This window comes from Arthrobacter sp. 01N442 (genome assembly GCF_056399345.1).
In genome coordinates, this window is the sequence record NZ_JBFTRD010000004.1 from 18,689 (window position 1) to 35,343 (window position 16,655).

Consider the following 16,655-nt stretch of genomic DNA (forward strand, 5'->3'; position numbering starts at 1 on the left):
TTATCCTTTGCTGGAGCCGAGCGTCAGGCCGGCTACGAAGTGCCGCTGGAGCAGGAGGTAGATCACCAGGGCGGGGATGGCCGTGATCATGGCGCCCGCGGCGATGAGGTTGTAATTGGAGAGGAACTGGCCCTGGAGGTTGTTCACCGCTGTGGTCAGCGGGAGGCGGTCTCCGCTTTGCAGGAAGAGCAGCGGCCAGAAGAAGTCGTTGTAGATGAAGATGACTTCCAGCGTGCCCATGGCGGCCAGCGCGGGGCGGCACAGCGGCAGGATGATGTCCCAGTACTGGCGCCAGATTCCGGCCCCGTCAACCAGGGCTGCCTCCGTGAGTTCGGGGGAGAGCGCCTTCATGTAGTTCGACAGGACGAAGGTCACGAAGCCGATCTGGAACGCGGTATCCACCGCGATCACGCTGATGTAGGTGTTGAGCAGGCTCCCGGAATCGCTGACGCTGTACGGCAGCGGCAGCAGTTTGAACATTTCGAACAGGGGCGCGGCGAGAACCTGCGGCGGGAGCAGGTTGCCAGCCGTGAACATGATCAGCAGCGTGACGTTGAACTTCCAGCTGACCCGGCTCACCGCGAACGCCATCATTGAAGCGAAGAAGAGCACCAGGATGACCGAGGGGATGGTGATCAGGGCGGAGTTCCAGGCGTACTGGGCAAAGCCGCCCTGCGTCCAGGCCTGGCTGAAGTTGTCGAAATTAAAGGATCCCTCGAAGCTGAAGTAGCCGTACTTGTCCGTGTCCGCCTTGGGCCGCAGGGCCGTGAAGATGGTCCACACCAAGGGAATGAGCCACATGATGGCGAGCACCATGAGGAAAATGTGGATGCCGTAGTGGCGCTTGCCGCGTTTCGCGTTGGCCGGCTGGCGGGAGCCCGTACCGGCACTCCGCCCGGCGGCCGAGTTGCTCGCTGCGGGCGCATCCGTGGGCTGTGCGATGCTCATGCCTCTTTGTCCTTTCCGAATGCCCTGGACAGGTAGAACGTGATGGGGACCAGGGAAATGACAAGGAGGATGACGGCCAGCGCCGATCCGACGCCGATCACCTGACCCTCGCCGACCAGGTTTTGGATGACCAGGGCACTGATGAGTTCCAGGCCGTTGGTGCCGCGGTTGATCACGTAGACAATGTCGAATGCCCGGAGGGACTCGATCACGGTGATCACGATGATGATGACGTTCACCGGCCGCATGGCCGGAAAGATGACCCGGAAGAAAGTCTGTACCGCGTTAGCGCCGTCGATCTGCGCGGCTTCGCGGAGCGTGGGGTCCACACCCTTCAGGCCGGCCAAATACAGGATCATGACGTAGCCGGCGTGCCGCCAGGTGGCGGCGATGAGCGCGGCCCAGATGTTGACCCCGGAGTCGCCGAACCAGTCCACCGCCTGCGGGGTTCCCGCGGTGCCCAGCAGGAAGTTCAGCAGCCCGCTGTCCCGGTTGTAGAAGAGCTGCCAGATAACCCCGATCAGGGCCAGGGACAGCATCACCGGCGTGAAGAAGATGCTTTGGTAGATCTTGCTGCCGCGGATGTTCTGGTCCAAAAGGATTGCCAGCAGCAGCCCCAACGGCGTCGCAACGAGGGCGAGGAACACCAGCCAGAGCACATTGTGCTGCACGGCGGGCCAGAACGGGGGATAGTTCTGGGCGATGAATTCGTAGTTGCTCATCCCCGCCGGCTTGATGTCCTCCAAGCTCAGGCCGTTCCAGCGGGTGAAGGACAGGGCCGCCGACAGGAGCGTCGGGATCCAGACCAGGACCAACTGGATCAGGGTGGGCAGGCCCACCATGAGGCTCAGGACCCACTTATCGCGGCGGGAAAGCCGCCGGACCCGCCCCGCCGGGGCAACGGCGCGGGGCCGCACCCCGGCGGGGCTCGTATCTGATGGTGTACTCACAAGAACATTTCCTTAGTGCCGGATCGTGGTGGCCGGGAGACCCTATTGGGCGGCGTAGAGCGACTTGGCCTGGGCTTCCAGGTTCTTGACGTCCACGTTGCCGTCCTTGATGAAGGACTGCAGCGCCGGGATCATGACGTTGTTGGCCATGGCCGGCAGTGCGTCACGGTCAAAGAACTGGCTGATGCTCTTGGCGTTGGAGATGACGTCGGCCATCTTCTTGGTCAGGGGCGAGAACTTGGACGTGTCGGCACCCTTGGCGGCGGCGATATTCGAGCTGTCCACGGAGGCGTAGACATCCTGGCCTTCGGGGGTGCCGAGGTAGGCCAGGAAGTCCTTGGCTGACTGGTTCTGGCCGCCCTTCTTGGACAGCAGGAGCCCGTCGATGGGCGCCTCAACGGCGTCCCGGCCCTCCACCGCCAGCTCGGGGAACGGGAAGAAGTCGATGTCGGCGGCGACGGTCTTGTCCGTGTACTGCTGGGTGAGGAAGGACCCGAGCAGGTACATGCCGGACTTCTTGGCGCCGAGGTTCTTCGCCGAGTCCTGCCAGGTCATGCCCAGGGCGTTGGGGTTCTGGAAGGGCAGGAGTTCCTTCCAGGTGTCGAAGACATCGCTGACCTTCTTCTGGTCCCAGGATTCCTTGTGGGCCGTGAGGTCCATGTGGAACTGGTAGCCGTTCAGACGCATGTTGAGGTAGTCGAACGTGCCCATCGCCGGCCAGCCGTCCTTGTCGGCGAACTCGATCGGGATGAGGCCGTCGGCCTTCATTTTCTTGGCCAGCGTGGTGAGTTGGTCGAAAGTGGTGGGGACCTCGTAGCCCTTTTCCGCCCAGAGGCTCTTCCGGTAGAAGAAGCCCCAGGGGTAGTTGTAGTTCGGGACGAAGTACATCTTGCCGTCGGCGCCGGTGGAGGCCTTCTTCATGGCCTCGGAGTAGTTGCCGCCGATCTTCTCCCAGACGTCGTCGATCGGCGCCAGCAGGCCCTTGCCCGCGTAGTACTGCATGCGGTATCCGGCGAACCAGGTGAACGTGTCGTCCGGGCTGCCCTGCAGGTAGGTGTTGATCTTGTTCTGGAAGTCGTTGTGCGGAACGACGTTGGTGGTCACCGCGATCCCGGACTTCTTGGTAAACGCATCGGTGACGGCCTTGTACGCGGCCTTGGGGACCTCATCCGAGGAGCCCGAACCGAAGGAGACCGTCTTGCTGGCGCTGGCGGCCGGGCCGCTGCCGCCCGTGCATGCGGCCAGCAGCGGGGCGCCGGCCATGGCGATGGCACCCGCACCGAACGTCTTCAGCAGCGTCCGCCGGTCCCACCCGCCCTGGCTGGAGGCTCGGCGCAATGCGTCTTCTTGCATGGTCATGATTTCTCCTTTGAAACAGCGCGGGTGGTGTGAAGCAGCTCACATGATTATCTATCATAATCGCACAATAAGGAACGTCAAGAGGCAAAAACGAACATGACGGAACGCGGCAAGGGAATCTCGTGAAGGATGCCGCCGGAGGATGGCAGCTCAAACGACGGTCCGCTCAGCGGCACCAGCGGTACAGGCCGACGGCAGGGGCCGGCCGGCGGGCTACTCGCAGCCGATGCCGTCGCCGTCGCGGTCGAACTTGCTGCTGAAACCGGGCTGTCCCCGCCGGATCGGTGCCGCGCCGGCAGCCCGGACCGCGGTGCAGTTTGCGTAGTACACCGAGGAAGGCGCGGGCGCCGCAGGGGCCGCCGCTTTCGGGGACGACGGCGCTGCGGGCGCCGGTGCGGGCGCGGCCGCAGGGGGCGCCGCCTTCACGCCAGCCGGCGCCAAGGTCCCCGGGCAGGCAGCCAGAGTCCGGGCCATCGCGTCGTGCTCGGCCCGGGTGACCCAGAGCGCGTAGCTGGCTTTGACCGAGATCTGGCGTGCCACGTAGGCGCAGCGGTACGACTTGTTCGCCGGCAGCCAGGTGGCCGCGTCGCCGTCGCTCTTCTGCATGTTCGCTGGTCCGTCCACGGCCAGGAGGTTGAGCGGATCGTTGGCGAAGGCCAGCCGTCGGGCAGGGCTCAGCTGCTGGGCGCCTTTCTGCCAGGCGTCGCTGAGCGCCACGACGTGATCGATCTGGACTGCGCTGCTGGTGCCGGCACCGCGGAGGAAGTGAATGACCTTGGCGGTGTAGGGGTCTTTGAGGACGCCGGAGAGGACCACGCAGCCGCGGGTGCCGGGTTTCAGCGATTCCGCCGTGAGGTCCCGGCGCAACGTGTCGTTGCGGGTGTCGCAGCCGTTGCGGTCGACGTCGGCCCAGGCCTGGCCGAACTGGTCGCGCGAATAGCCGGTCTTGGGCGCCCTGCCCTTAACCGGGAGGGTGGCCAGTACGGCCAGCGCCTTGCTGGCGTAAGCCGGCCGCTTGTGCGCTGCCGAGGGCTGGGTCAAGGCTCCCTTGGGCGTGGAAGCCGATGCCTTGGGGGCGGCGCCGGCCGCGGTCGACGGCGCGGACGACGGCGCGGTCGATGGCGCGGAGGGGGAGGCCAAGGGCGCCGACACGACGGGCGGCGCGCTGTCGACGGCTGCCCTTCCGGGGGCGGCAGCGGGCCCGGCGCAGGCGGTGGACGAGACCAGCAGCAGCCCGGCGATGCCACAGGCGATCCAGTCGATGCCGCCCCGGCGGCGACCGGTGGCCGATGAAGCCATGCCGTTACCGGTGTCGCCAAAATCAATGCTGCGCAATTTTTCCCCCACTACTGGCCTGGCTGCGGCCGGTTTCCGGCCTTTCACAGCCTACCGGCGGAGTCCCCGGCGTCGTGCCGGAGCCACGCGGGGTATCCCGGCGGCCGGCGGGCGGCCCCCGAATGGAGCGCCGCGTCAAGAGGCGCTGAGCCGGCAGGGTGGCCCGGGGTAATGCAGGTCCGGCAGGGTGCAAGTAAGGGCAACAGGGCCGTAGATAATTCCAGCGCGTCCGTGCAGACTGGGATTTGATCGCCATCAACCAGCACAGCGATGCACTTTGGGGCCGGTGGCGTGCGGCCTGCGGCCGGGGCTGCCCCAGCAAGCTCCCCAAGCCTTGAACGGACCACACCGGATCTGAGGATGCCATGGCACCTGACCCTGAGCGCAAGAAACGGACCCTCCTGCCCTCCCGGCGCGCAATCCTGCTGTCGGTCGCGGGCCTCGCGGCGGTGGGTATTTGGCTCGGTTCGACCGTTGCGTTGCGCGGCACCCCGCCGGCGCCGCTTCCGCACGCCGACGGCATCATCAGCATCGAGATGGACAAGCCGGTGAACAAGTTCGATGGCCACCGGGCCATGGGGGTCGGCGTCGACGGCCTCGAAGAAAACGAAATCGATCGGGTCTGGTCGGCCCCGAATGTCCAAGCCATGAAGTCAGCCGGTTTCGGCCCGGTGAGTTACCGGCTGCGCACCGAACTGGGCGTCAAGGCGTGGCACTGGAACCCGCGCGGGACGTGGAGCCAGCCGGACAAGGAGCAGGGGTACTGGACTTCCTCCTCGGAGCCTGCGGAGGACTACGGGGTGTCGTACGGCTACCGCCTTCCCCGGCGCGGCAACACCATCGATCAAGGAAAAAACAGCGGCCACTCCCGCCTCGACGACGGCGACGTCGACACTTTCTGGAAGAGCAACCCCTATCTGGACTCCCACTTCACCGGGGAACCTGACAGCCTCAATCCGCAGTGGATCATGGTTGAGTTCCCGCAGGCCCTGCCGATGGACACCGTCCGCTTCGATTGGGGCACCCCGTACGCCACCCGCTTCAAGGTGCAGTACTGGACCGGCCGCGACGCGCGCTTCCCCGTTGACAAGGGCAACTGGCGGGATTTCCCCCAGGCCGTGCAGCAGGGAACCGGGGGGTCGCAGACGGTACGGATCGCGTCCACGCCGATAAACGCCCAATACGTGCGCATCCTGTTCACGGCGGACTCGAACACCGCCCCTGTCGGGTCCCGCGATATCCGCGACCGGCTGGGGGTCGCCGTGCGTGAAATCTACATCGGGCAGCAGCAGGCCGGTGCGTTCCTCGACCACGTGCGGCACCGGGAGTCCCAACGGCAGACGGTCATGTGGACCTCCTCGACGGACCCGTGGCATAGAAAGGACGACCTCGACAAGGATTATGAGCACGCCAGCTTCGAGCGGCTTTTTGCCAGCGGGATCACCAAGGACGAGCCCATGATGGTCCCGGTTCCGGCCCTGTACGGAACGCCCGACGACGCCGCTGCCCTGGCCCGCTACCTCGGTAAGCGCGGCTATCCGGTCAAACGGATCGAGATCGGTGAGGAACCGGACGGCCAGCTCGCCCAACCGGAGCACTACGGGGCGCTGTACGTCCAGATGGCCGCGGCCATGCGGGCCGTGAACCCGTCCCTGGAGTTCGGCGGCCCGGGCTACCAGACCACACTGCCCGACTGGGTGCACTGGCCGGACAGCAAGGGGGTCCGGTCCTGGACCGGCCGATTTGTCTCCTATCTGCAGCACCGCGGGGCGATGTCCGACTTCGACTTCTTTTCCTTCGAGTGGTACCCCTTCGACGACGTGTGCGCCAATCCGGCCGGGACCCTGCCCCAGAACCCGGAGTTGCTGAGGCGGCTGCTTAAACGCGAGGAGGATGCCGGTTTGCCGGCCGAAGTTCCCAAGGTCATCACGGAGTACGGCTATTCCTCGTTTGTCGGACAGGTCGAACTGGAGCTGCCCGGCGCCATCGTCAACGCGGAAACGTCCGCCATGTTCCTGGCGATGGGCGGGGAGAGCAGCTACTTTTACGGCATCGAACCGAACTGGGTGTTCCAGGACGAAGTCGGTGAGAAATGCGATACGCGGGGCAATCTGATGCTGTTCCAGTTCTACGATGAGTGGAAAATCCGGCCCGTGGCCGCCTACCAAGCGGCCAGGCTGGTGAACCACAGCTGGCTGGAGGCCGGCACCGGCAGCCACACCATGTTCAACACCACCAGTGACGTGCGAAACGCGAAGGGCCAGGAGCTGGTCACGGCCTATACGGTGCGACGCCCCGACGGCAAGCTCAGCGTGCTCCTGTTCAACAAGGATCCCAAACGGGCCATCACGGTCCGGCTGATGCAGGAAAAGGACGGCGACTCCCAGGTTGTTGAGGGCGGCCTTGAGCTCGACCAGTACTCCGCCGAGCAGTACAAGTGGAACCCGACACGGGGAAGGGGCAACGGAGGGTATCCGGAGCCGAATGATCCGCCGGTGAGTACCACGGTGGGCACGGACAGGCACGCCACCATAACGCTGCCGCCGTACAGCATCTCGGTGGCCACGGCCCCGGGCTAAGGCGCGGCGCATCATGTAAGTGCCGGACGCCGTCGTCGCTGTCCGTTTTCTCAGGCGAGGAGAAGGGCCACCCCGATCATGGCCGGGACGGCGACCACGGTGGTGATCAGTACGGTGTCTTTCGCGACCGTGAGTCCGGTTCTGTACCGGTTGGCCGCCACGAAGACGTTCTGCGCCGTGGGCAACGCGGAGGTAACCACCACGGCGAAGAGCGCCTGGTCCTGCATGCCGAGGGCGAACCGTGCGAAGAGGTAGGCGAGCAGCGGGTGGACGATGAGTTTGAAACCGCCGGCCAGCAGGGTGTCGGTCCGGCGTGCGGCCGAGGCCTGCAGCGGCCGGGAGCCGTTCAGGCTCATGCCGAAGGACAACAGCATGGCAGGAATCGCCGCGCCGCCGATCAGGTGGATGGGCTGCAAGACCAAGTCGGGAACCCGCCAGCCCGTTCCGGCCACCAGCAGGCCGAGCCCGGAGCCCACGATCATGGGATTGCGCAGGATCATGAGGGCGAAACTCAGCGGTGTTGTCCGGTGGGCGCTGGTCGTGGCATCGAGGGCCATGAGGAACAACGGCGTGAAGAAGGCGAGCTGGAAGATCAGCAGGGGCGCCACGTAGCTGGCGTCGCCGAGGACGAACACGGCAATCGGGATGCCAAGGTTGGCGGAGTTGGCCAGGGACGCGCTCATGGACGACACCAGGGCTTCCGGCAATGAGCGCTTCAACAGCAGGCGCACCACACCGAAGTAGATGGCAGCGGTCGTGATCGCTCCCACGGCTGTCACCAGCAGGGGAGCCGCGAAGACGTCATGGAGCTTGGCTTTGCTGAGGGTCTCGAATAGCAGCGCCGGGCTCGCCACGAAAAACGTGAGCGCGCTCAGGACGTGCCGGGCGTTGTCGCCCAAAATGTTGCGCCGGCCGACGAACATTCCCACGAGGATGATGAACCAGACGACGAAGAAGCCCGCCAATACGCCTAGCACGGGTCAACCGGCCAAGAAAACGGGGGCGGGAAAAGGGTGTGGAACACCGTCCCACAATAATCAGATTTATCCGGGATGCCGGCAGGGCCGGCCATGTGGCGACATGAAACGCCCCGGTCGGACGGGATGGGTCCGGCCGGCGGCGGCCACGCGCTAGTTCAGGGCAGCGTTGTTCAGTGCGTGCGGCGGGCGCATGAGGCCGGCGGTGTGCCCTTCGGCGGGGTCGCTGCCGATCTGGATGACTTTGTTGTCCTTATCCACATGGACCACCTTCGGGGTGTAGGCCTTGGCCTCTTCCGTGGTCATCTGGGCGTAGGTGATGAGAATGACGATGTCATTTTCGTGCATCAGGTGGGCGGCTGCGCCATTGATGCCGATAACGCCGGACCCGCGCTCGCCGGCAATCGTGTATGTCTCAAGCCGGGCGCCGTTGGTGACGTCGACGATCGCGACGAGTTCGCCGGGCAGGATGTCGGCGGCTTCCAGCAGGTCCAGGTCCACGGTGACCGAGCCGACATAGTGAAGGTCCGCGTGGGTGACCGTGGCGCGGTGGATTTTGGACTTGAACATTGTGCGATTCATAACGAGACCAGTCTAACGCCGGCACCCGCGGCGCGCTGTGAGCCAGGGTACACCGCCGTAAGGGTCCGACGACGGTGGCCGGGGGGCCGGGGGTCACGCCGCCGGGGCGATGGACGCAGCGGTCTCGGCGAGGATTTCGCGGGCGGCCACGATGGCCGGGCGCTTGGCGCTGGAGCGGCGGACCGAGGTGAAGACCGTGCGGTGCGGATTGCCCGGGAGGTCGATCAGCTGGGCCGTGGTTCCCCGCCCCGTCCAGACCAGGTCCGGCATCAACGCAACCGCATTACCCGATTCGATCAGCCGGATCTGCGCCTGCAGGTCGGCGGTTTCGAAGCGCACGTCCGGCTCAAACCCCGCACTCCGGCAGGCCTGCTCGGCCCAGTGCCGGGACGCCGCGCCCCGGGGTTCCATCACCCAGGACAGGCCCGCCGTGTCGGCGAGGGAAGCGACGGCAGGCCGGTCCGGGGAGGCGGGCGGCACCGCGAGCCGGATCGCGTCGCCGGTCAGGCGGATCCGGTCCAGTTCGGCGTAGCGGGGCGCCGCATGGCCCGGATACTGCTCGGCGATGACCAGGTCGAAGTCCCGGGCCCAGGTTTCATGGAGGGCCGTTTCGGGCTCGCGCTGGATCATCTCGATGCGGACTTCCGGGTAGCTGGCCGCCATCCGGGTCAAGGCGTCGGGCATCAGCGCCAGGGCCGCGGATTGGAAGACCGCTATCCGCACCGTTCCGGTCACGGTGGTCAGCGAGGCCGCGAGGTCGGCCTCGGCCTGTTCCAGGGTTTCCAGCAGTTGGGAGGTATGGGCGACCAGCACCTCAGCCTGCGGAGTGAGCTGGACGCGGCGGCCCGTCTTGCGCAGAAGTTCGACGCCGGCTTCCTTTTCCAGCAGGGCCAGCTGCTGCGAGACGGAAGAAGGGCTGTACTGCAACGCTTCGGCGACTTCGGCGAGGGTGCCGCGGATCTTGAGTTCGCGCAGGAGGCGCAGTCGCCGGACGTCGAGCATCGCTATTCCTTTGTGAATTCTAATGGTTATTGATTAGGAGAATTCACTTTATCTAATGCAATCGGGCTTGCATACTGTTCTCACCGAGTTACCCCCATCACAGGGTGGATTGATGGGCGCCACTTCCGAGCAGGAGACCCTGATGAGCACCAGAGAATTAGCTAAATCAATTATGCGGCGCAAGCCCATTGACGACATCGAAGAAGAGAGCAAGCACAGCGGCCTGTTCAAGAGCCTTGGCCTGTGGCAACTGACGGCCATCGGCGTCGGAGGCATCATCGGCGTCGGCATCTTCTCACTTGCCGGGCTGGTGGCCCATGGCAGCGAGAGCGAACCCGGCGTCGGGCCTGCCGTCCTGTTTTCCTTTTTGATCGCCGGCCTGGCCTCCGCCGCCGCGGCCCTGTCCTACGCCGAATTCGCGGGCATGATCCCCCGGGCAGGCTCCGCCTACACGTACGGCTACGTGGCGCTGGGCGAGGTGATCGGCTGGTTCATCGGCTGGGACCTGCTGCTGGAATACATTGCGATCGTGGCGGTGGTGGCCATTGGTATTTCCGGCTACTTCGACGCGTTCCTCTCCGGTATCGGCATCCACATGCCGGCCTGGATTACCTCGACCTTCGACGAGGGCAAGGGCGGCGTCGTCAACATCCCCGCCATTGCCGTCTGCCTGCTGGTGACCTGGATCCTTTCCCGCGGCACCAAGACCTTTGGCCGTTTCGAGCTCGTGGCCGTCGCCATCAAGGTTGTCCTGATCCTTTTCATCATCGGCCTGGGCATCTTCTACATCAACACCAACAACTACAACCCGTTCATGCCCAGCGGCTTCGGCCCGGTGCTGGCCGGCTCGGCCACTGTGTTCTTCGCCGTCTTCGGCTACGACGCGATGAGCACCGCCGCGGAGGAAGCGACCGACGGCAAGAAGCACATGCCGAAGGCGATCATCCTGTCCCTGATCGTGGCCATGCTCCTTTATGTCGCCGCGACCCTGGTCCTCACCGGCATGCAGAACTACCAGGACATCGATCCCAAGGCCGGATTCGCCTCCGCCTTCAACGGGGTCGGCCTGCCGGTGATCGCCACCATCATCTCCGTCTTCGCCGTGCTGTCCATCCTTACCGTCATGCTCACCTTCCTGCTGGGTGTCACCCGGGTGTGGTTCTCGATGAGCCGCGACGGGCTGCTGCCGGGCTGGTTCGCCAAGACCGACCGCCACGGCACCCCGCAGCGCGTCACCTGGATCGCGGGCGTGGCCTCGGCGGTGTTGGCCGGCGTCTTCCCGATCAAGGCCGTCGCGGACCTGACGAACATCGGCATCCTGGCCGCGTTCGTCGTCGTCTGCCTCTCTGTGATCATCTTCCGGTACAAGCGCCCGGACGCCCCGCGGACCTTCCGGTTGCCCCTGATGCCGCTGGTCCCGCTCTTCGGCATGCTCGCCTCGGCGTTCCTGATGCTCCAGCTGCACTGGGAGACGTGGGTCCGCTTCGGCGTCTGGCTGGTGGTCGGCCTGGCCATCTACTTCGGTTACGGCCGGAAGCACTCGCTGATGAACCCGGACAGTCCGCGGCACCAGGAGGCCGTGGAGATGCACCGGCACGTCGGCTGACCGTTACCTGGCTGACCGGCTGACCAGCCTCCGCCACCTCCCGCACCACCCCGGACGCTCCCTCAGATCCGGCACGTTTTCGCCGAACCCTCCCCCACTTCTTGGGGGAGGGTTTCGTCATTTCCCACCGGATGTGAGGGAGCGTCGCAGGGGACGGGCGGAGAGGGGGAGTGGGGGAGGACCGGCGGGGCTAAAGGTTCGAGTTTCCTAACCAGTATTGCTCAGAAAACATCGCTTTATCTTATGAAAATCCGGTCGCATACTGATTCAAGAACGGTCCACATTTTGAGAAAGAACGAGTGCCACCATGACCAACACCTCAACGGAATCCGGCCTGAACACCGGCGCGCTCGCGGGCAACGACGCCACGCATGCCGCCGTTTCGGAAGTCTCGCCCGTGCTTGAGGCCGCAGCCCTCGCCGAGGAGACCATCTCGCTGGTCCGCCGCTGGCTCACCGCGGCAGCGCAGATCCCCGTCGACGCCTCCGCCGCGCAGCTGGCCGGCGTGTTGAAGGACCCGAACGGCCTGGACTTCACCGTTGGATTCGTCGACGGGGTCGTGCGTCCCGAGGACCTGCAGGTCGCCGCGCGCAACCTCGCCGCCCTGGCCCCCAAGGTCCCCGCCTTCCTGCCCTGGTACATGCGCAGCGCGGTCCGGCTCGGCGGCACCATGGCGCCGGTCCTGCCGCAGGTGGTCATCCCGATCGCGCGCCGGGTGCTGCGCGAAATGGTCGGCCACCTGATCGTCGACGCCACCGACGCCAAGCTCGGACCGGCCATCGCAAAGATCCGCAAGGACGGCATCAAGCTGAACGTCAACCTCCTCGGTGAGGCCGTGCTCGGCGAACACGAGGCCTCCCGCCGGCTCGAGGGCACGCACACCCTCCTCGCCCGGCCGGACGTCGACTACGTCTCGATCAAGGTCTCCTCCACCGTGGCCCCGCACTCGGCCTGGGCGTTCGACGAGGCCGTGGAGCACGTGGTCGAAAAGCTCACCCCGCTCTTCACCCGCGCCGCGTCCTTTGCCGCAGGCGGCCGGAAGGCCAAGTTCATCAACCTGGACATGGAGGAATACAAGGACCTGGACATGACCATCGCGGTCTTCACCCGGATCCTGGACAAGCCCGAGTTCAAGAACCTCGAGGCGGGCATTGTGCTTCAGGCCTACCTGCCGGACGCCCTTTCCGCCATGATCCGCCTGCAGGACTGGGCTGCGGCCCGCCGCGCCGACGGCGGCGCCGCGATCAAGGTCCGCGTGGTCAAGGGAGCCAACCTGCCGATGGAGCAGGTCGAAGCCTCCCTGCACGACTGGCCGCTGGCCACCTGGAACACCAAGCAGGACTCGGACACCAACTACAAGCGGGTCATCAACTACTCGCTGCACCCGGACCGGATCCGCAACGTCCGGATCGGCGTCGCCGGCCACAACCTCTTCGATATCGCCTTCGCCTGGCTGCTGGCCAAACAGCGCGGTATCGCGGATACCGCAGAGCAGGGCATCGAATTCGAGATGCTGCTCGGCATGGCCCAGGGCCAGGCCGAAGCGGTCAAGAAGGACGTCGGCTCGCTCCTGCTCTACACCCCGGTAGTCCACCCGGCCGAGTTCGACGTCGCGATCGCCTACCTGATCCGCCGGCTCGAAGAGGGCGCCAGCCAGGACAACTTCATGTCCGCCGTCTTCGAACTCAGCGAGAACGAATCGCTCTTCGAACGCGAGAAGCAGCGCTTCCTCGCCTCCCTCGCCAAGCTCGACGACGAGGTTCCCGCCCCCAACCGCCGGCAGAACCGAGCCCTCCCGGCCGAGCCCATGCCGCACGACTCGTTCGAGAACACGCCGGACACGGACCCATCGCTGCCGGCAAACCGCGACTGGGGCCGCACCATCCTGGGACGCGTGGCGACGTCCACGCTGGGCAACGCCGCCGTCGAGGCCGCCACCATCAAGGACGAGGCGACGCTCAACACCGTCATCGAAACCGCCCTTGAAAAGGGCAAGGCCTGGGGTGCCCTCTCCGGCGCCGAGCGCGCCGAGATCCTGCACCGGGCCGGTGACGTCCTCGAGGCCCGCCGCGCCGAACTGCTCGAGGTCATGGCCAGCGAAACCGGCAAGACCATCGACCAGGGCGATCCCGAGGTCAGCGAGGCCGTCGACTTCGCGCACTACTACGCCGAGTCCGCCCGCAAGCTCGACGACGTCGACGGCGCCATCTTTGTGCCGGCGAAGCTGACCGTGGTGACGCCCCCGTGGAACTTCCCGGTGGCCATCCCGGCCGGCTCCACCCTCGCGGCGCTCGCTGCCGGGTCCGCCGTCGTGATCAAGCCGGCCAAGCAGGCCCGCCGCAGCGGCGCCGTCATGATCGAGGCGCTCTGGGAGGCCGGCGTGCCCCGCGACGTGCTCACCATGGTGCAACTCGGCGAGCGTGAGCTCGGGCAGCAGCTGATCTCGCACCCGGCCGTGGACCGCGTCATCCTCACCGGCGGCTACGAGACCGCCGAACTGTTCCGCTCCTTCCGCAAGGACCTGCCGCTGCTGGCAGAAACCAGCGGCAAGAACGCCATCATCGTCACCCCGAGCGCCGACCTGGACCTCGCGGCGAAGGACGTGGCGTACTCCGCCTTCGGCCACGCCGGCCAGAAGTGCTCCGCGGCCTCGCTGGTGATCCTGGTGGGGTCCGTCGCGACGTCCAAGCGCTTCCACAACCAGCTGATCGACGCCGTCACCTCGCTCAAGGTCGGCTACCCGGAGGATCCGGCCAGCCAGATGGGCCCGATCATCGAGCCCGCCAGCGGCAAGCTCCTCAACGCGCTGACCACCCTCGGCGAGGGCGAGGCCTGGGCCGTCGAGCCGAAGCAGCTGGACGAATCCGGCAAGCTCTGGAGCCCGGGTGTGCGCCACGGCGTCCGGCGCGGTTCCTACTTCCACCTCACCGAGTTCTTTGGCCCGGTCCTGGGCGTCATGACCGCCGAGACCCTCGAAGAGGCCATCGCGATCCAGAACCAGATCGAGTACGGACTGACGTCCGGCCTGCACTCGCTCAACTCCGACGAGCTGGCGCTGTGGCTGGAGACCGTCGAAGCGGGCAACCTCTACGTCAACCGCGGCATCACCGGCGCGATCGTTCAGCGTCAGCCGTTCGGGGGCTGGAAGAAGTCCGCCGTAGGAGCAGGCACCAAGGCCGGCGGTCCCAACTATCTCGCCGGGCTCGGCGAGTGGATCAGCAAGCCCAGCACCGCCGCGGCCACGCCGGCCCACTCCGGCGTGCGTCGGATCGAGGATGCGGCCAAGGGATTCCTGGCAGCCGACGAACTGGCGCCGCTGCAACGCTCGCTGGCTTCCGACGCCCTCGCCTGGGCCGAGGAGTTCGGCACCGCCAAGGACGTTTCCGGGCTGAGCGCCGAGCGCAACGTCTTCCGCTACCGCCCGCTGCCGGTCACGGTGCGCCTCTCGGAGGGCAGGCCGCTCGGCGAACTGGTCCGGGTCATCGCGGCCGGCGTCCAGGCGGGATCGAGGCTCGCGGTGTCCAGTGCCGTGGAACTGCCGTCCCAGCTGCGCGCCGTACTGTCCGGTCTGGGGATCGCCGTCACGGTGGAGAACGACGCCGACTGGCTGGCCGCCGTAGCCCGGCTCGCCGGAGCCGCGAAGCTTACCGTGACGCGGATCCGCCTGATCGGCGGGGACGCGAAGGCGCTGGCAGAAGCAGCCGGCGGCCGACCCGACCTGGCCGTCTACTCCCACCCGGTCACGGAGGCCGGGCGGGTGGAGCTGTTGCCGTTCCTGCACGAGCAGGCCGTCAGCATCACGGCACACCGCTTCGGCACCGCGAACCACCTCTCGGACGGCCTCATCTAGCCGCTCCGGGCGGGTGCCGCCGGCCCGGCCAGCTCCCTTTCCGTCAGACAGCATCGCCGCCGTGACCGCACCATTGTGCGGTCAAGGTAGACGAATTCGTCCGTCCCGCACCGCTCGCAGTAGGGAATCCCGACGAAGTCGTCGTCACTCCGGGCGAAGCCGGCATGCGGGTCGAGCCGTCCGAGGCTGGGGTGCGGCACGCTCTCGACGCGGCCGGTTGCAGCCAGCGGTCGGGCGGAACCCAGTGGTCGGCCGGACCGCACTGTGGGGTGGGGTCGGTTTATGGCTGGCGTCATTGCTGGCCTATCCCGAGCGCTTCCCCGGTGCCGCACGCAGCAACGTGGGCGAGCGTTCGTTTTTCGAATAGTGGTGGTGGGCCTCTGCTTGACCTTCAACAAGGTCAGGATAGGGCAAGTAACACTTGGGTTCAATGGGTGCGTTGAGACCCGTCCGGCCGAGTACTTTAGGGGGTAGCCCCGGGCCCCGGATGAGTAGCCGCCCGGGTAGGCGGGCTAGTTGGAGCGGTTCAAGGCCCGGCCGGCGATGGCCTGGGTAAGCGCTTCAATGACCTCGGTATTGGCCAGCGGATTCCGGATCAGGGTGAAGTCGACGTCGCCGACGGGCGGCAGGTCGAAACGCCGGGTAATGATTTTCAGGTCCTCCGGGACCAGCGACGACGGCATTACGGCGACGCCGATTCCCGCCCGAACGGCCGCCAGCACGCCGCTGATCTGCCGGGTGGTGCACGTAATGCGCCAGGTCCTGCCCGTGGCTTCGAGGGCGTCGATGGCCAGCTTCCTGCTCAGGCTGGGCGCGGGGTAGGCGATCAGCGGCACCGGGTCGCCCGGGCCGAGGACGGTTTGCTCAAGGCCCACCCAGGAGAAGGAGTCCTGCTGCACGACGGTGCCGTCCTTGGCCCCCGCCACCCATTTGACGAAGACCAGGTCCAGCTGGCCGGCGTTGAGGCGTTTGTACAGCTGATCGCTTTGGCCCACGGTCAGCTCAAGGTTGATCTGGGGGTAGATTTGGCGGAACTCGCGCAGGATCCGGGGCAGCCCGGTGATCGCCAGATCGTCCGCTGTGCCGAAGCGCAGCCGGCCGCGCATGGCCGAGCCGGAGAAGTAGCGGGCGGCGGAATCGTGCGCGGCGAGGATGCTGCGCGCGAACCCGGCCATGGCGTCGCCGTTGTCCGTCAGGCGGACATCGCGGGTATCGCGGGCAATCAGGGTGCGTTTGGCGGCGGCCTCCAGTTTCCTGACGTGCTGGCTGACGGTCGGCTGCGCCAGCCCAAGGCGTTCGGCCGCCCTCGTGAAGCTGAGCGTCTCGGCCACCGCCAGGAACGAACGGAGCTGGGCGGGCTCAAACATGCTGGCCCCTGGTCAGTGCGTGCCTTACTCGATCCACAATCGCCCCGTCCATTGCATTTCGTGATGCTAGTTATGCGCGGAATAGCCTTCCATTATCAAT

At 66.2% G+C, this 16,655-nt stretch carries 11 protein-coding genes; 3 read left to right on the forward strand and 8 right to left on the reverse strand.

What is annotated here, in order from left to right:
- From AC1DNC_RS07440 to AC1DNC_RS07455, 4 genes are all read right to left on the reverse strand, one after another.
- Nucleotides 1-948: a carbohydrate ABC transporter permease gene (locus tag AC1DNC_RS07440; protein ID WP_476861928.1), complete on the reverse strand. Its 948-nt coding sequence runs from the start codon at nt 946-948 to the stop codon at nt 1-3.
- Nucleotides 945-1,898, reverse strand: coding sequence for a carbohydrate ABC transporter permease (locus AC1DNC_RS07445; RefSeq protein WP_476861929.1), 954 nt, complete (start codon nt 1,896-1,898; stop codon nt 945-947). Before AC1DNC_RS07445 ends, AC1DNC_RS07440 begins: the two co-directional genes overlap by 4 nt.
- 42 nt (nt 1,899-1,940) lie before the next feature.
- Nucleotides 1,941-3,257 carry an ABC transporter substrate-binding protein gene (locus AC1DNC_RS07450; RefSeq protein WP_476861930.1) on the reverse strand — a complete coding sequence of 439 codons (1,317 nt, stop codon included), beginning with the start codon at nt 3,255-3,257 and terminating at the stop codon, nt 1,941-1,943.
- Nucleotides 3,258-3,470: 213 nt separating this feature from the next.
- Nucleotides 3,471-4,592, reverse strand: a complete 1,122-nt coding sequence (locus tag AC1DNC_RS07455) for a GmrSD restriction endonuclease domain-containing protein (RefSeq protein ID WP_476861931.1) — start codon at nt 4,590-4,592, stop codon at nt 3,471-3,473.
- A 365-nt stretch (nt 4,593-4,957) separates the two neighbouring features.
- Here AC1DNC_RS07455 and AC1DNC_RS07460 point away from each other — a divergent pair, with 365 nt between their 5' ends.
- Nucleotides 4,958-7,171 carry a discoidin domain-containing protein gene (locus tag AC1DNC_RS07460; RefSeq protein ID WP_476861932.1) on the forward strand — a complete coding sequence of 738 codons (2,214 nt, stop codon included), beginning with the start codon at nt 4,958-4,960 and terminating at the stop codon, nt 7,169-7,171.
- A 50-nt stretch (nt 7,172-7,221) separates the two neighbouring features.
- Here the strand turns inward: AC1DNC_RS07460 and AC1DNC_RS07465 are convergent, their stop codons facing one another.
- The 3 genes from AC1DNC_RS07465 to AC1DNC_RS07475 all read right to left on the reverse strand — a co-directional run bounded on the left by AC1DNC_RS07465 (nt 7,222) and on the right by AC1DNC_RS07475 (nt 9,732).
- Nucleotides 7,222-8,148: an AEC family transporter gene (locus AC1DNC_RS07465; RefSeq protein ID WP_476861933.1), complete on the reverse strand. Its 927-nt coding sequence runs from the start codon at nt 8,146-8,148 to the stop codon at nt 7,222-7,224.
- 153 nt (nt 8,149-8,301) lie between these two features.
- On the reverse strand, nt 8,302-8,730 hold the full coding sequence (gene panD / locus AC1DNC_RS07470) for an aspartate 1-decarboxylase (RefSeq protein ID WP_476861934.1): 429 nt from the start codon (nt 8,728-8,730) through the stop codon (nt 8,302-8,304).
- Nucleotides 8,731-8,823: 93 nt separating this feature from the next.
- Nucleotides 8,824-9,732: a LysR substrate-binding domain-containing protein gene (locus AC1DNC_RS07475; RefSeq protein ID WP_476861935.1), complete on the reverse strand. Its 909-nt coding sequence runs from the start codon at nt 9,730-9,732 to the stop codon at nt 8,824-8,826.
- 142 nt (nt 9,733-9,874) lie between these two features.
- On the opposite strand from AC1DNC_RS07475, the gene AC1DNC_RS07480 reads away from it, so the two are divergent.
- Both AC1DNC_RS07480 and AC1DNC_RS07485 read left to right on the forward strand, forming a co-directional pair.
- Complete coding sequence (locus AC1DNC_RS07480; RefSeq protein WP_476861936.1) at nt 9,875-11,338, forward strand: amino acid permease; 1,464 nt, start codon at nt 9,875-9,877, stop codon at nt 11,336-11,338.
- A 307-nt stretch (nt 11,339-11,645) separates the two neighbouring features.
- On the forward strand, nt 11,646-15,188 hold the full coding sequence (locus tag AC1DNC_RS07485) for a bifunctional proline dehydrogenase/L-glutamate gamma-semialdehyde dehydrogenase (protein ID WP_476861937.1): 3,543 nt from the start codon (nt 11,646-11,648) through the stop codon (nt 15,186-15,188).
- A 512-nt stretch (nt 15,189-15,700) separates the two neighbouring features.
- On the opposite strand, the gene AC1DNC_RS07490 is transcribed toward AC1DNC_RS07485, so the two are convergent.
- Nucleotides 15,701-16,555, reverse strand: coding sequence for a LysR substrate-binding domain-containing protein (locus AC1DNC_RS07490; RefSeq protein WP_476861938.1), 855 nt, complete (start codon nt 16,553-16,555; stop codon nt 15,701-15,703).
- Nucleotides 16,556-16,655 lie beyond the last annotated feature (100 nt).

Bases quoted from the DNA above. Each gene is read 5' to 3' on its own strand.
- AC1DNC_RS07475 (WP_476861935.1), bottom strand. From the start codon at position 9,732: ATGCTCGACGTCCGGCGACTGCGCCTCCTGCGCGAACTCAAGATCCGC.
- AC1DNC_RS07440 (WP_476861928.1), bottom strand. From the start codon at position 948: ATGAGCATCGCACAGCCCACGGATGCGCCCGCAGCGAGCAACTCGGCC.
- AC1DNC_RS07460 (WP_476861932.1), top strand. From the start codon at position 4,958: ATGGCACCTGACCCTGAGCGCAAGAAACGGACCCTCCTGCCCTCCCGG.
- AC1DNC_RS07485 (WP_476861937.1), top strand. From the start codon at position 11,646: ATGACCAACACCTCAACGGAATCCGGCCTGAACACCGGCGCGCTCGCG.
- AC1DNC_RS07490 (WP_476861938.1), bottom strand. From the start codon at position 16,555: ATGTTTGAGCCCGCCCAGCTCCGTTCGTTCCTGGCGGTGGCCGAGACG.
- AC1DNC_RS07480 (WP_476861936.1), top strand. From the start codon at position 9,875: ATGAGCACCAGAGAATTAGCTAAATCAATTATGCGGCGCAAGCCCATT.
- AC1DNC_RS07450 (WP_476861930.1), bottom strand. From the start codon at position 3,257: ATGACCATGCAAGAAGACGCATTGCGCCGAGCCTCCAGCCAGGGCGGG.
- panD (WP_476861934.1), bottom strand. From the start codon at position 8,730: ATGAATCGCACAATGTTCAAGTCCAAAATCCACCGCGCCACGGTCACC.